At 62.1% G+C, this 14,707-nt stretch carries 12 protein-coding genes; all 12 read left to right on the forward strand.

All coding sequences use genetic code 11. The features are described 5' to 3' along the window. Positions 1-4: 4 nt before the first annotated feature. The 12 genes from AWB80_RS05265 to AWB80_RS05320 all read left to right on the forward strand — a co-directional run bounded on the left by AWB80_RS05265 (position 5) and on the right by AWB80_RS05320 (position 14,685). Entirely contained in the window at positions 5-1,111 is a 1,107-nt protein-coding gene (locus AWB80_RS05265) for an ABC transporter ATP-binding protein (protein ID WP_061173612.1), read from the forward strand. Positions 1,112-1,134: 23 nt separating this feature from the next. Further along, positions 1,135-1,914: a 3-ketoacyl-ACP reductase gene (locus AWB80_RS05270; protein WP_061173613.1), complete on the forward strand. Its 780-nt coding sequence runs from the start codon at positions 1,135-1,137 to the stop codon at positions 1,912-1,914. An 11-nt stretch (positions 1,915-1,925) separates the two neighbouring features. Further along, entirely contained in the window at positions 1,926-3,617 is a 1,692-nt protein-coding gene (locus AWB80_RS05275; RefSeq protein WP_087131069.1) for a GMC family oxidoreductase, read from the forward strand. A gap of 10 nt (positions 3,618-3,627) precedes the next feature. After that, the gene (locus AWB80_RS05280) at positions 3,628-4,800 is read left to right on the forward strand and encodes a dihydrodipicolinate synthase family protein (RefSeq protein ID WP_061173614.1); all 1,173 of its coding nucleotides are present in this window, start codon (positions 3,628-3,630) and stop codon (positions 4,798-4,800) included. Between the two features lie 80 nt (positions 4,801-4,880). After that, positions 4,881-5,357, forward strand: coding sequence for a heme-binding protein (locus tag AWB80_RS45520; RefSeq protein WP_087131006.1), 477 nt, complete (start codon positions 4,881-4,883; stop codon positions 5,355-5,357). Then, entirely contained in the window at positions 5,317-6,123 is an 807-nt protein-coding gene (locus AWB80_RS05290; RefSeq protein WP_061173615.1) for an enoyl-CoA hydratase/isomerase family protein, read from the forward strand. Before AWB80_RS45520 ends, AWB80_RS05290 begins: the two co-directional genes overlap by 41 nt. A 72-nt stretch (positions 6,124-6,195) precedes the next feature. Beyond that, positions 6,196-7,068 (forward strand): AraC family transcriptional regulator, encoded by an 873-nt coding sequence (locus AWB80_RS05295; protein WP_061173616.1) that lies wholly within the window; start codon positions 6,196-6,198, stop codon positions 7,066-7,068. 280 nt (positions 7,069-7,348) lie between these two features. Continuing rightward, positions 7,349-10,348, forward strand: coding sequence for a xanthine dehydrogenase family protein molybdopterin-binding subunit (locus AWB80_RS05300; protein WP_061173920.1), 3,000 nt, complete (start codon positions 7,349-7,351; stop codon positions 10,346-10,348). Further along, entirely contained in the window at positions 10,345-11,160 is an 816-nt protein-coding gene (locus AWB80_RS05305) for an FAD binding domain-containing protein (RefSeq protein WP_061173617.1), read from the forward strand. Before AWB80_RS05300 ends, AWB80_RS05305 begins: the two co-directional genes overlap by 4 nt. Next, positions 11,157-11,720, forward strand: a complete 564-nt coding sequence (locus AWB80_RS05310) for a (2Fe-2S)-binding protein (protein WP_425266832.1) — start codon at positions 11,157-11,159, stop codon at positions 11,718-11,720. Before AWB80_RS05305 ends, AWB80_RS05310 begins: the two co-directional genes overlap by 4 nt. Then, a complete protein-coding gene (locus AWB80_RS05315; protein WP_061173619.1) occupies positions 11,713-13,236 on the forward strand; it encodes an AMP-binding protein in 1,524 nt (507 codons plus the stop codon). The genes AWB80_RS05310 and AWB80_RS05315 overlap by 8 nt, the downstream gene beginning before the upstream one ends. A 90-nt stretch (positions 13,237-13,326) precedes the next feature. Continuing rightward, positions 13,327-14,685: an MFS transporter gene (locus AWB80_RS05320; RefSeq protein ID WP_061173620.1), complete on the forward strand. Its 1,359-nt coding sequence runs from the start codon at positions 13,327-13,329 to the stop codon at positions 14,683-14,685. Positions 14,686-14,707: the final 22 nt, after the last annotated feature.

Below are 14,707 nucleotides of genomic sequence, written 5' to 3' on the forward strand. Positions count from 1 at the left end.
CATCATGTCTTCTCTTCATGTCAACAACGTGCGTAAAGCCTACGGCTCTACGGAGATTCTTCGCGAAATCAATATCGACGTGGACGATGGCGACTTCCTCGTGCTCGTCGGTCCATCGGGTTGCGGCAAATCGACGTTGCTGTCTCTTATCGCTGGTCTCGATACGCTCTCTGGCGGGGAAATCCGAATAGGCGATGACAAGGTCAACGACCTGCATCCGAGCGAGCGCGACATTGCGATGGTGTTTCAAAGCTACGCGCTGTACCCGAACATGACCGTGGGACAAAACATCAGCTTCGGGCTTGAGATGCGCAAAGTCTCGAAAACCGATCGCGAAAAGGCCGTTCAGGACGCAGCGCGTCTTCTCCAGATCGAGCATCTGCTCGATCGCCGTCCGGGTCAGCTTTCGGGCGGTCAGCGCCAGCGCGTCGCGATGGGCCGCGCGCTCGTGCGCCATCCCAAGATCTTCTTGTTCGACGAGCCGCTGTCCAACCTCGACGCGAAGCTGCGCGTGGACATGCGAACGGAAATCAAGAAGCTGCACCAGCGGTTGGGCGCAACGATCGTCTACGTGACACACGATCAGATCGAAGCGATGACGCTTGCAACCCGCATTGCAGTCATGAAAGGCGGCATTCTTCAGCAGCTCGGCACGCCGGCCGAGGTATATAACACGCCTGCAAACACGTTCGTGGCGACGTTCATGGGGTCGCCGTCGATGAACCTCATTCCTGCGCGCATCGAGGGCAGAGACGGCTCGCTGCATCTGAAGATCGGGCAGGGCAATGACGCGCTGGATCTCGAACTTCCGCCGCAATCTCAAGCTGTGGATCGCTATGTCGGCAAGGAAGTCATCGCAGGGTTGCGACCGGAGGCGATTGGGGTAGAGAACGAACGCGCGGCGTCTGCAATTCGAACCGTTCCCGTCAGAATCAACGTGCTTGAGCCCACTGGACCGGACACGCTCGCTGTCCTCGATTTCGGCGGCATGGAAGTGTCCGCACGGCTCGGTCCGGACATGCCGCACGAGTCGGGTGAACGTTGTGAACTGCGTGTCGATTTGTCGAAGCTGGTCCTGTTCGATAAAGACACGGAAGCACGCATTCATTGATCGATGACTGGGACGGTGGACTTATGAGCAAGTCGAATGGACCAAGCCCGACCGCGCTGGTGACGGGCGGGCGCAGAGGAATTGGCCGATCGATCTGTGTCGAACTGGCGCGTCGCGGCTTCGCCGTCGTGCTGACCGACGTGACCGATGACGAAGACGCGCAGGCGACGTGCGATCTCATCCGCAACGAGGGACAAGCTGCGCTTTTCGTTCGCAGCGACCTGAGCGATGTCCAATCGCACGCGGCAATTGTGGACGCTGCCATCGGCTTCAAGGGCAGTGTGGAGTGCCTCGTGAATAACGCTGGCGTGGGTTCGCCAAGTCGCGGCGACCTGCTCGACGTTCGACCCGAAGCGTTCGACACCGTGCTCGGCATCAACCTTCGTGGCACGTTCTTCATGACGCAAGCTGTCGCGCGGCACATGAGCACAACGACATCGAACTTCGCGCGCTCGATCGTGACTGTCTCTTCAGTCTCGGCACAGATGGCCTCGCCCGAGCGAGGGGAGTACTGCCTGTCGAAATCCGCTTTGCCGATGCTCACGCAACTCTTCGCGCTGCGCTTGGCGAAATCGGACATCGGCGTATTCGAGGTCCGGCCCGGAATCATCCGGACGCCGATGACCGCGGGCGTTGCACAGAAGTACGAGGCCCGATTCGAGGAAGGGCTGGTTCCTGCCGCCCGTTGGGGCGAAAGTGAGGAAGTGGCTCGCGCGGTCGCGACACTCGCCGACGGATCGCTCCCGTTCTGCACAGGCAGCGTGTTGCATGTTGACGGTGGCCTTTCCATCCCTGCATTTTGAGCGTGACCGACATGAATACGACGACATATGACTACGTGATCGTGGGCGGCGGCTCGGCTGGATGCGTGCTCGCGAATCGCTTAAGCGCAGACCCCGCGGTGAAAGTGCTTCTTCTTGAAGCGGGTGGTTCCGATCGGCACCCCTTCTTTGCGATGCCAGCGGGCTTCGCGAAGATGACGAAGGGAATCGGGTCGTGGGGCTGGCACACCGTGCCTCAGAAGCACCTGAACAACCGCGTCCTTCGTTTTACGCAAGCGAAGGTGATTGGCGGTGGCTCGTCAATCAACGCACAACTGTATACGCGTGGCGTGCCTGCTGACTATGACGACTGGGTCAGCAAAGCCGGGGCGACCGGCTGGTCCTATCGCGAGGTATTGCCGTATTTCAAGCGTTCCGAAAACAATCAGCGCTTCGCGAACGAGTTTCATGCCTACGGTGGCCCGCTGGGTGTCTCCAATCCCATCAGCCCGCTGCCTATCTGCGAAGCGTTTTTCCAGGCGGGGCAGGAGTTAGGTATTCCGTTTAACCCTGACTTCAATGGAGCTTCCCAAGAGGGACTTGGCTACTATCAGCTAACACAACTCGACGCACGTCGTTCGTCAGCAGCGACGAGTTTCATCAAGCCGGTGCTCGGACGATCTAACCTCACCGTGCAAATGGCCACACGCACGTTACGCGTGATCGTAGAGGGCAATCGCGCGATAGGTGTCGAGGTGGTGGTCGGCGACAATCGCGACACGCAAATCATCAGAGCCGCACGAGAGGTGATCGTCTCTTCTGGCGCGATCGGCTCACCGAAGCTGTTGCTTCAATCGGGCATCGGCCCCGTAGCGCACGTCCAGTCTGTCGGGATCAAGCCAGTCCATGATCTGCGCGGCGTCGGCGACAATCTCCAGGATCACCTGGACCTGTTTGTCATTTCTGAATGCACAGGCGATCACACCTACGACAAATACAACAAGCTGCATCACGCCGCGTGGGCTGCGTTGCAATACCTCGTGTTGAAAAAGGGCCCGGTTGCGTCGAGCCTCTTTGAAACGGGCGGCTTCTGGTATGCAGACCGTGACTCGCCCGACCGTGACCGTTCGCCTGATATCCAGTTCCATCTTGGACTTGGTTCGGGTATCGAGGCGGGTATGGCCAAGCTACAGAACGCAGGGGTTACGCTGAACACGGCTTATCTGCGGCCACGGTCGCGCGGCACGGTGCGTCTCGCAAGCAGCAATCCCGCAGACGCGCCTCTGCTTGACCCGAACTACTGGTCAGACCCGCATGACCGGGACATGGCCATCAAGGGATTGCGTTTGGCTCGCGACATTCTCAACGCACCCGCCATGAAGCGCTTCGTGCAGACCGAAGTCCTTCCGGGATCACGGGTCAATAGCGATCAGGAACTTTTCGAATACGCGTGTGCGAATGCAAAGACCGACCATCACCCGGTTGGTACATGTCGGATGGGACAGGTCAATGATCCGGACGCGGTGGTGACGCCCGACCTGCGGCTGATCGGTGTTGATGGCCTGCGAGTCGTCGATGCGTCTGTGATGCCCTTTGTGCCCTCCTGCAACACCAATGCGCCGACCATCATGGTCGCCGAGAAGGCCGCAGACATGATCATTCAATCCGCGTCCGGGAGTCATTCCGCACCCACGGTTGCGCCGGTCGCGAACCTGTCAGACTTCGCCATTCCTTCCAGACACTGAGAGGTACAGCATGAACATCAACTTGCCACAGCGGGACGGTACGGTCCGGGCATACTCGCTTCAAAACCTCGAAGATCAACTTCCGGGTTCGAATGCTCCGACGTTCAACAGGATCGCCTATGCTGCCGCGCACGTCGTAGTTGATCCGCGTGCTGCGTACGAGCCGTCGGGTGATACACCCGCTGTCGATTGGGAAGCGACCCTGGCATTCCGTACCTATCTTTATAGTCTCGGATTCAAGGTCGCCGAGGCGATGGACACCGCGCAGCGCGGTATGAGCATCGGCTGGCCTGTCGCGGCGGAATTGATCCGACGCAGTATTTCCCACGCGAAGTCGATTCCTGGCGCGGATCTCGCATGCGGCGCGGGTACCGATCATCTGGACGGCAAGAAGGCGCATTCGCTTGATGACATCGTTGCCGCTTACAACGAGCAGTTCGAGGTTGTCGAATCCGCAGGCGGCCGCCCAATCATGATGGCGAGCCGCGCGCTGTGTGCGGCTGCACGTTCTGCCGACGATTACAAGTACGTCTACGAGAAGATCATTTCCGCTTCGCGCGAAAAGGTCGTGCTGCATTGGCTCGGCGACGCATTTGACTCGGCGCTCGCCGGTTACTGGGGCAGCGCCGATGTCGACACCGCGATGGCCACGGTACTCGAAATCATCGCTCATCAAAAGGACAGGATTGAAGGGATCAAGATCTCTCTGCTCAATGCGGAGTATGAACGCCAGTTGCGTTCGAAGTTGCCGGAAGGCGTCGTCATGTTCACCGGCGACGACTACAACTACGGCGAGCTCATTGCCGGTGACAGCACGGGTGAGTCGCACGCATTGCTGGGAATCTTTGACCCGATCGCGCCAGTGGCGTCGAAGGCGTTGGCATCGCTGGCTCGAAACGACCTCGACACCTATCACGCGCTGATGGCACCGACTGTCACGCTGTCTCGCGAATTGTTCGTTGCACCAACTCAGTATTACAAGGCCGGCGTCGTGTTCCTTGCATGGCTTAACGGGCATCAGAACCATTTCTCGATGGCCGGGGGAATGCAATCGGCGCGATCGGCGCTTCATTATGCAGATGTTTTTCTTAAAGCCGATGCCGCCGGTGTGTTGATCCGCCCAGAACTCGCTGTGAAGCGGATGAAACAGTTCATGGACCTGGTCGCCGGCATCGAAAACTGAGCGCTTAACGATCATCGGGTGACATCCATGCTCCATCTTTCAGAGGTCAACGCGAGAGCGATCTGACGTTTTCGGAAAGGATGCTAATTCTGAGGCGTCAGAGGAAAACGATCTGTTTTCCTCGTCTGGATGCAGCGTCGGCGAGGTCGATCGGCGAAATCGCAATCAACATGGCGCTCCGTCGTGGTCAAGCCATCTCTGTATGTGTCGCAAATCGGTCTCGGACGCTCTATCTATGCGCGCTGGACGGTTCCGAGTGCACTGATCAGGGTGACCTGCAGAAGTGCATGCAGACTGCCCTGCGATTTGAGCAAAGCTCTCTGGAGGTTGGTCTTCGGCTACGGCGAAGCAAGCGTCTGTCGAAGGCGGACAAGGGGACGCTTTCGTGGCGCAAAATCAGACTCATGGGTAACTCGCCGGAATCAGGGGTAAGCAGGATGTCAGCGAGGCGCGGATACTTGAGCCGTGGCTTAAGCAACGGATCTCGTTCAGGCATCGCTCATCGAAGGACAATTCATGACCCAGCTCGCTCACCCAGCTCATTCGCTGCTCGCTGAACTCGACGGCTTTCACGTCGAATTCAATTCCGCGGATTCGCGCGCCGACATCGTTCTGGACCGGCCGCCGTTCAATATCGTGTCGATGCATCAGCGCGAGCAATTGCGTCTGACGTTCGAAGCGCTCGACGCCAACGACGCCGTACGGGTGATCGTCGTGCGCGCCAAAGGCGAGCATTTTTCCAGCGGCGGCGATATCAAGGGCTTCATCGAGGCATCGCCCGAGCATGTGGCGAAGCTCGCCTGGAATGTTGCGTCGCCGGCGCGTTGCAGCAAACCGGTCATCGCGGCGAATCGCGGCTATTGCTTCGGCGTCGGCTTCGAGTTGTCGCTTGCCTGCGATTTCCGCATCGCAACAGAAACGACGCTTTACGCTCTACCCGAACAAAAGCTCGGACAGATTCCCGGCTCAGGGGGCTCCGCGCGCCTGCAGAAGATGGTGGGCATCGGGCGCACGAAGGACATCGTGATGCGCTCGCGCCGCATCACGGGATCGCAGGCTTACGAATGGGGCATCGCGACGGAATTCGTCGCCGATGCCGAACTGGAAAGCGCCACGGATTCGCTCGTGCGCGAACTGCTCGCGTTCTCGCCGCTCGCACAGCGCACAGCGAAGAAGCTTCTGAACGACACGGAAGATGCGCCGCTGTCTGTCGCCATCGAACTGGAAGGGCTCAACTACAGTCGCTTGCGCAGCTCCGACGACTTCCGCGAGGGCGTGGAAGCGTTCCATCAGAAACGCAGGGCCGCGTTCAAGGGTTCCTGAGCCGGAGCGGGTTTAAACTCGACCGAGAATAAGCCGCGCAAAGCGGCAGCGGCATGGAGTGAGGCAAAACGAGTGTCTAGTGCGATCAAGATCTATCAGGGACGTTTTGGACGAGTGGCGCTGCTCGACATGGATGCGCCGCTCATTCAGCACGCGCATCATCACTGCCATCTTCTGATCAAGGCGGCAGGACCGGACACGTTCTTCGCCGTTCACGATGAACTCCAGCCGCTGACCGGCGACACCGCGGTGCTGATCAATCCGTGGGAGCCGCACGCGTATCGTCATATCGAACATGCCGAGCAGCGCACGGTGATTCTCGCGATGTATATCGAGCCGGACTGGCTGACCGCCATTCAGCATCCGCTCGTGAGCGGCGGTCATCCGCGCTTCTTTCCGCAGTCGTGCGTGCGCATGTCGAACCATGCGAAGAAGCGCGCCGAAGAGCTCGCGATGGAGATGTGGTGGGCGGATAGCGTTGCCGCCGAGCGTCTGGAGGGGCTCCTCTTCGAGCTGATGCTTTCGGTGATCGATCCGAGCCGAAGCTGGCACGAGTCGTCGCGGCAGATGGAGTTGGCGGGCAGGCGTCCGAACGATCCGCGCATCCGCAAGGCCATCGCGTACCTGCGCGAGAACACGGGCGCGGAACCGGACATGAATCGTCTGGCAGAACATTGCGGGCTGTCGCGCGCGCATTTCTTCGCGCTGTTTCATCGCTGCACGGGCGTGACGCCCAATGTGTATCTGAACGTGCTGCGCATGGAAACGGCGATCAACGACTTATCCGCGGGCGCGCATTCGCTGACGGATATCTCATACGATCTGGGGTTTTCGGCGCCCGCGCATTTCACGCGCTTCTTCAAGCAGAACCTGGGTATCACGCCGAGCGAGTATCGCCGTGTGGTGCAGTTGTACGAAGCGGATTCCAGGCAAGTACAGATCTGAGCGTGGACACATCTTCGCGCACGCGATCTCACGCGTGCGCTGGACTGTCGCGTCCGTCACCAAGGCTTGCCTGGCGAAAAGCATCGGACTGTAAGGTAATTCGCCCGACCGCTTGGTAAGCGATTTTGCGCAGTCGGGCAGTACATTGAATCGACGATGCGATGTGTCTCGCCGCAAGCGCGAGACCCGCTGTTACTGAACATCGCGCACAGCCATGCAGGAGACACGTGTGAGCGACACCGATACCGACACCGCCCTAAAGGAACGCCAGACGCCCGCGATCGCTTCCGGTCGCAACGAAGCGCGAGCGTCCGGTCGCCCGTTTGTGGGCCGCCCGATGCAACGCCTGGAAGACGCCGCGATTCTCACGGGCCGCGGCCGCTACGGCGACGATATCGCCATCAAGACAGGCACGCTGCACGCTGCCGTGCTGCGCTCGCCGTATGCGCACGCGGAGATCAGGAGCATCGACGTGAGCGCCGCGCTCGCGCACAAGGGCATTCGCGCCGTGCTCACGCGAGACGATGTGCGCGCATGGTCGCAGCCGTTCGTCGTCGGCGTGAAGTCGCCGATGGAGCACTGGGCGCTCGCGATGGATCGCGCGCGCTATAGCGGCGAGCCGGTGGCGGTGGTGATCGGCGAGACGCGCGCCATTGCCGAGGACGGGCTCGATCTCGTCAAGGTGGACTATGAGCCACGGCCGCCGGTGGTATCGATCGAAGCGGCTGTCGCCGACGATGCGCCGGTGCTTCACGAGAAGATCGGCAGCAACGTGGTCAGCGACCGCAGCTTTCGTTATGGCGAGCCGGAAGCGGCGTTCGACAACGCGCCGTATCGCGTGTCGATCACCACGCACTATCCGCGCAACACGTGCGCGCCGATCGAATGCGGCGTCGTGATCGCGGAATGCCTGCCGGGCAACGAAGGCTATGACGTGACCTCGAATTTCATGGGGCCGTTCTCGTTGCACGCGGTCATGTCGATGGCGCTGAAAGTACCCGCCAATCGTCTGCGTCACAAGGCGCCGCGCGATTCGGGAGGAAGCTTCGGCGTGAAGCAGGCGGTGTTTCCGTATGTCGTGCTCATGTGCCTCGCGTCGAGAAAATGCGGCGCGCCCGTGAAGTGGGTCGAAGACCGCCTCGAACATCTGAGCGCGGCGACCTCAGCGACCGCGCGCCTCGCGACGCTCGAAGCCGCCGTCGAACGCGACGGGCGCATCACGGCGCTGTCCTACGATCAGATCGAGGACTGCGGCGGCTATCTGCGCGCGCCAGAGCCCGCCACGTTCTATCGCATGCATGGATGTCTGACGGGCGCATACGACATTGCGAATTTGCTCGTGCGCAATCGCGTCGCGCTGACGACGAAGACGCCGACCGGACTCGTGCGCGGCTTCGGCGGACCGCAGGTGTATTTCTCGCTGGAGCGCCTGATTCAGCGCATCGCGGACGAACTGAAGCTCGATGTGCTCGATGTCTATCGCCGCAACTTCGTCAGGGCCGATGCGTTTCCGTATCGCGCGGCAGCGGGCGCGTTGCTCGATTCGGGCAACTATCAGGAAGCGCTGCGGCGTGCGTTGGCGCAGGGCGGCCATGACGAACTGAAGGCGCGCCGCGAGATCGCGCGCAGCGAAGGGCGCCTGTATGGCATCGGTTTCGCGGCGATCGTCGAGCCGTCCGTATCGAACATGGGTTACATCACGACGGTCATGCCCGCCGAAGCGCGTCGCAAGGCCGGTCCGAAGAGCGGTGCGATCGCGAGCGCGACCGTGAGCGTCGATCTGATGGGCGGCGTGATCGTCACCATTGCATCGACGCCGGCGGGGCAAGGGCATATGACCGTGTGCGCGCAGGTCGTCGCGGATGTGCTCGGTCTCGATCCGGCGGATATCGTCGTGAACGTCGAATTCGACACGCAGAAGGACGCGTGGTCCGTCGCGGCCGGCAACTATTCGAGCCGGTTCGCCGGTGCGGTCGCGGGCACGGTTCATCTCGCCGCGACGCGCGTGAAAGACAAGCTCGCGCGCATCCTCGCGAAGCAGTTCGCTTGCACGGAGCAGGACGTGTGTTTCGAAGGCGGGCGCGTGTACATGCGGCAGGCGCCCGAGAAAGCGTTGCCGTTCGCGCGCGCCGCGAGCAACGCGCCGCATTGGTCGCCCGCGCTCCTGCCCGAAGGCGAGGAACCGGGGCTGCGCGAGACCGTGTTCTGGAATCCGCCCAACATGACCCCGCCCGATGACGAGGATCGCATCAACACGTCCGCGTGCTACGGCTTCGCGTTCGACATGTGCGGCGTCGAGATCGATCGCGCGACGGGACGCGTGCGCATCGACCGCTATGTGACGGCGCACGATGCGGGCACGCTGCTCAATCCCGCGCTCGCGGATGGCCAGATTCGCGGCGCGTTCGCGCAGGGCTTGGGCGCGGCGCTGATGGAAGAGTTTCGTTACGGCGCGGACGGCAGTTTTCAATCGGGCACGCTCGCCGACTATCTGATGCCGACGACATGCGAGGTGCCCGATCCAATCATCGTGCATCTGGAAACACCTTCGCCTTTTACGCCGCTCGGCGCGAAGGGACTCGGCGAAGGCAACAACATGAGCACGCCGGCCTGCATCGCGAATGCCGTGGCCGATGCGCTCGGCGTGGCGGACATTCGCTTGCCGCTCACGCCGGCGAAGGTCATGGCGATGATCGGCATCGACGATCCGCCGCCGTCGCGGCCCGAGTATCGCGAAGCCGCGCCGGCGAAGAAGCCGGTGAGCGGCGGCGGCAAGGCGCTCACCGCGCAGGGCACAGTCGAACTCGAAGCGACGCCCGAGGCCATCTTCGCGGTCTTGATGAACCCCGAGGCGCTTGCGAAGGTCGTGCCGGGCTGTCATGCGCTGGAGACCATCGGACCGAATCAGTATCGCGCCGATGTGACGGTTGGCGTCGGCATGATCAAGGCGCGCTTCGAGGCGAAGATCGGTCTCTCCGACATCGATGCACCGCGTAGTCTGCGTCTCGCGGGCGCGGGGATATCGCCGCTCGGCAGCGCGCAAGGCGAAGGCCTCGTCAGGCTGGAGCCGACCGCAAAGGGCACGCTGCTCGCGTACGACTACGAAGCGCAGGTGTCGGGCAAGGTCGCGGCGGTCGGTGCACGCATGCTCGAAGGTGCGGCGCAGGTGGTACTGCGGCAACTCTTCGAATCGCTCGGCAGACAGGCATCGGGCAAGGCCGTGCGCACGAATGCATCGTGGCTCGGACGCATGCTCGCGAAATTGCGGAGGTCGCCATGAAGCCCGCGCCGCTTTCCTATCTGCGCGCGCAGGACACGCGCCACGCGCTCGACGCGCTTGCGCAGGCCGGCGCCGACGCGCGCGTGCTCGCGGGCGGCCAGTCGCTCATGGCCGTGCTCAACATGCGGCTGGCGCAGCCGCGCTGGCTCATCGACATTTCGCGCACCGCGGAACTGAACACGGTGCGTGTGGAGTCGGGCCATCTCGTCGTGGGCGCGGCGGCGACGCAAGGCAGCGTCGAATGGCGCAAGACACTCGACGATGAAGTGCCGCTCCTGCGCATGACGTTCCCCCTCATTTCGCACTTTCAGATCAGGAATCGCGGCACCGTATGCGGCTCCATCGCGCATGCGGATCCGAGCGCGGAACTCCCGCTCGCGCTGCTCACGCTCGGCGGCGACGTCACGCTGCGTTCCGCGAAGCGCAAGCGCACCTTGAGCGCGGCCGATTTCTTTCAAGGCATGCTGATGACCGCGCGCGAGCCGGACGAACTCGTCGAGTCCGTGCGCTTTCCGCTGAAGAAGCCTGGACAACGCTTCGCCTTCACGGAATTCTCGGCGCGTCATGGCGATTTCGCGCTGGTCTCGTGCGCGGCGCTCGTCACGGACGATTCGATCCGCATCGGCGTGGGCGGCGTCTCCGACAGGCCCGTGCTCGAGTGCCTGCCGCGCCTCGAAGGCGACGATCTGCGCGGCGCATTGAACGATTTCAGTTGGAAGCTCGGCGCGCGCGACGACGCGAATGTCAGCGCGTCATATCGACGTCATCTCGTGCGCCAGCTCGGATGGCAAGTCATACAGGAGGCGAAGTGAGAAAGACCCAACACGCAGGTTCCGGCGATGCATTGCGCTTCGCGCTTGCAGAAGACACATCATGCGCCGTGACGCTGGAACTCAACGGCGTCACGCGTCGCGGCGCATGCGAAACACGCGAACTGCTGTCCGATTTCCTGCGTCACGAGCTTGGCGCGACCGGCACGCATGTCGGGTGCGAGCATGGCGTGTGCGGCGCGTGCACGGTGCTCGTCGATGGCGTCGCGGCGCGTTCGTGCCTCATGCTCGCGCTGCAGGCGGATGGACGACGCATCGACACTGTGGAGGGACTGTCCGTGTCGGCGCAGACGCTCGGCGATCTTCAGGAAGCGTTCGCGCGCCATCATGCGTTGCAGTGCGGCTTTTGCACGGCGGGCATCCTGATGTCGTGCACGGACTTCCTGCAGCGCGTGCCGAATCCCGATGAACACGCGGTGCGCGAGATGTTGTCCGGCCACCTGTGCCGATGTACGGGCTATACGCCGATCGTCGCGGCGGTGCTCGACGTGGCGAAGCAGCGTCAGGCGCATTCGCGTGAAGAGGAGGCGAGCCATGTTTGATCTCGGCCGCACGTTCATGCAATCGGTGGAGCGCAGCCCGCATGCGCTCGCACTCGTCGACGGCGATATCGCGTTCACCTATGCGCAATGGTTCGACGAAATCGCCAGAGTCGGGGCAGGTCTCGAGGCGCTCGGCCTGACGCGCGGCGATCGTCTGCTGGTCGCGCTGCAGAATCGCTGGGAGATGGCGACGCTGCATTGGGCGTGTCAGTTCACGGGCATCGTCATCGTGCCGTTGAACTGGCGCATCAAGCCCGAGGAGCTCAACTACAGCGTGACAGATGCGGGCGCGCGCGCGATCGTCTATGAAGGCGTTTCCGCGCAAGCCGTTGCGCAGAGTGCGGCGGCGCAAGATATCGCGCGCATCGGGCTCGACGAAGTCGCGGGCGCGACGCATGCGTTCGATGTGCTTCGAGCGTGCGCGCCTGCACAGCTTGCCACGGAAGCGTCGGCCGACGACTACTCGGTGATGCTCTACACCTCCGGCACGACCGGCATGGGCAAGGGCGTACCGCGCAGGCATCGGCATGAGCGAGCCGCCGCGCTCGCGCATGTCGCGCAGAATCTCTATCGGCACGGCGAACGCACGCTCGGCGTGATGCCCCTCTATCACACGATGGGCGTGCGCTCGCTGCTCGCGATGGCGCTCGTCGACGGACTCTTCGTCTGCGTGCGGCGATGGAATGCGCAACTCGCGCTCGACTCGATCGAAGCGCATGCGTTGACCTGCCTCTATCTCGTGCCGACGCTATATCACGACCTGCTCGCCGCGCCCGGCTTTTCGAGCGCACGCACGCGTTCCGTCACGAAGCTGGGATTCGCGGGCGCGCCGATGAACGACGGCCTGCTCAAGCGCTGCTCGGTCGCGTTCGAGCCCGAGCTCTTCGTGAATCATTACGGCTCGTCCGAGGTGTACACGTTCAGCATCGATCAGGATGCGACGAAGAAGCCCGGAAGCGCGGGACGCGCGGGCCTCAACACGCGCCTGCGCGTCGTGAAGCTCGACGCTGCATCGCCCGGACAGCTTGCATCGCGCGGCGAGGAAGGGCAGATCATCGTCGAACTGCTTGGCGATGAAGCCTTCGAAGGCTATTGGAACCGTCCCGATGCGAACACGAAGTCGTTACGCGACGGCTGGTACTTCACCGGCGACACCGGCTATCTCGATGCGGACGGCGATCTCTACGTCACCGGCCGCGTCGACGACATGATCATCAGCGGCGGCGAGAACATATCGCCGGTCGATATCGAGTCGGTATTGTCGCTGCATCCCGCCGTCGACGAAGTCGCCGTCGCGGGCGTGAAGGACGAGCGCTGGGGCCAGAAAGTAGTCGCGTTCGTCAAGCGGTCACATTACGTCGACGAGCGCGCGCTCGACGAGTTTTGCCGCACCTCGGACCTCGTCAACTTCAAGCGTCCGCGTGAGTACGTGTTTGTCGATCAGATACCGAAATCGCCCGTTGGAAAGATACTGCGACGCAAGCTTTCCAGCGGCGAATACGAACTGGAGCGATAGGAGACGCCTGTCGCGAGTTGTCCCGGCAGACGAGACGTACAAAGCATATAAATAGGTATCCGAATTAAAATTTGGACATGGAGATCGGAAATGGACGAAGTATACCGGCGCGATGAAGTCGCGCAAGATGTGAAGGGAAGTCAGGTGGCGGTCGCCGTCATGGCATCGTGCCTCGGATGGGCACTCGACCTGTTCGACCTGTTCGTCGTGTTGTTCGTGGCACCGGTGGTGGGGCATCTGTTCTTTCCGTCGTCCAATCCGATGCTTTCGCTCGCGGCCGTTTATGCATCGTTCGCCGTCACGCTGTTGATGAGGCCGCTCGGCTCCGCGATCTTCGGTTCCTTTGCCGATCAACACGGACGCAAGCGCGCAATGGTGGTGTCCGTCGTCGGCGTAGGCGTTTCGACGGCCGCATTCGGCATGTTGCCGACCGTCGCACAGGTAGGCATCGTCGCGCCCGCGCTGTTCCTCCTGCTGCGTCTCGTGCAGGGCGTGTTCGTCGGAGGCGTGGTTGCATCGACGCATACGATCGGGACGGAGACGGTCAGTCTGAAGTGGCGCGGTGCGGTGTCCGGGTTCGTCGGCGGCGGTGGCGCGGGACTTGGCGCGCTGCTCGCATCGCTCGTCTATCTGGCGACGACCGCGATCTTTCCAGGCGCGGCGTTCGAAGTGTGGGGCTGGCGCTGCATGTTCTTCGCGGGCATCGTGAGTTCCGTGCTCGGCGTGTTCGTCTTCAACAGGCTCGAGGAATCGCCGCTATGGGCCGAGCTCGCGGCACGAAAGAAAGCGGCCTCGCGCGCGAAAGGCGCCGCGCAGGAAGGGCCGGCCGCTTCGCCGTTGCGCGTCTTGTTCTCGAAGAAGTATCGCTCGATCCTTTTCGTGAACCTGTTGCTGACCGTCGGCGGAGGCAGCGGCTATTACCTGACGTCGGGATACTTGCCGACGTTCCTGAAGGTCGTCACGCATACGTCGGCGACGAGCGCGGGATGGATTCTGATGTGGTCGAGCGTCGCCGTGGTGATCGCATCGACGGCGGCGGGTCATCTGAGCACGTTGATCGGACGCAAGCGCAGCTTCATCTGGCTCGGCGTTGCGCGTCTGATCTGCTTTCCGCTGCTCTATCTCGCGATGCCGCATGCGGACGGCGTGTGGCTCATCGGCTTCTATGCGATCGTTTTAAGCGCGCTCGGCAGTGCAGGCTATGCGCCGATCCTCATATTCCTGAACGAACGCTTTCCTACGTCGATACGCGCATCGGGAACGGGATTGTCGTGGAATCTGGGCTTTGCAGTGGGCGGCATCATGCCGACGGTGGTTTCCGTGGTCGCGAAGTCGCCCGTCGATTTGCCGGTCGTGCTCGCGGTCGCGCTCGTCGTGATCAGCGTGCTGTTCCTCATCGGTGCGTTCATCGTGCCTGAAACGATGGGTCGTCTGAACGAAGAAGACTGAATGATTCGGGCGCCGATTGCGC

This window comes from Caballeronia pedi (assembly GCF_001544915.2).
Taxonomy (GTDB): domain Bacteria; phylum Pseudomonadota; class Gammaproteobacteria; order Burkholderiales; family Burkholderiaceae; genus Caballeronia; species Caballeronia pedi.

What these genes read in the sequence shown, in the direction of transcription:
- AWB80_RS05270 (WP_061173613.1), top strand. Translation starts at nt 1,135, where the DNA reads ATGAGCAAGTCGAATGGACCAAGCCCGACCGCGCTGGTGACGGGCGGG.
- AWB80_RS05290 (WP_061173615.1), top strand. Translation starts at nt 5,317, where the DNA reads ATGACCCAGCTCGCTCACCCAGCTCATTCGCTGCTCGCTGAACTCGAC.
- AWB80_RS05280 (WP_061173614.1), top strand. Translation starts at nt 3,628, where the DNA reads ATGAACATCAACTTGCCACAGCGGGACGGTACGGTCCGGGCATACTCG.
- AWB80_RS05320 (WP_061173620.1), top strand. Translation starts at nt 13,327, where the DNA reads ATGGACGAAGTATACCGGCGCGATGAAGTCGCGCAAGATGTGAAGGGA.
- AWB80_RS05315 (WP_061173619.1), top strand. Translation starts at nt 11,713, where the DNA reads ATGTTTGATCTCGGCCGCACGTTCATGCAATCGGTGGAGCGCAGCCCG.
- AWB80_RS05265 (WP_061173612.1), top strand. Translation starts at nt 5, where the DNA reads ATGTCTTCTCTTCATGTCAACAACGTGCGTAAAGCCTACGGCTCTACG.
- AWB80_RS45520 (WP_087131006.1), top strand. Translation starts at nt 4,881, where the DNA reads ATGCTAATTCTGAGGCGTCAGAGGAAAACGATCTGTTTTCCTCGTCTG.
- AWB80_RS05305 (WP_061173617.1), top strand. Translation starts at nt 10,345, where the DNA reads ATGAAGCCCGCGCCGCTTTCCTATCTGCGCGCGCAGGACACGCGCCAC.
- AWB80_RS05275 (WP_087131069.1), top strand. Translation starts at nt 1,926, where the DNA reads ATGAATACGACGACATATGACTACGTGATCGTGGGCGGCGGCTCGGCT.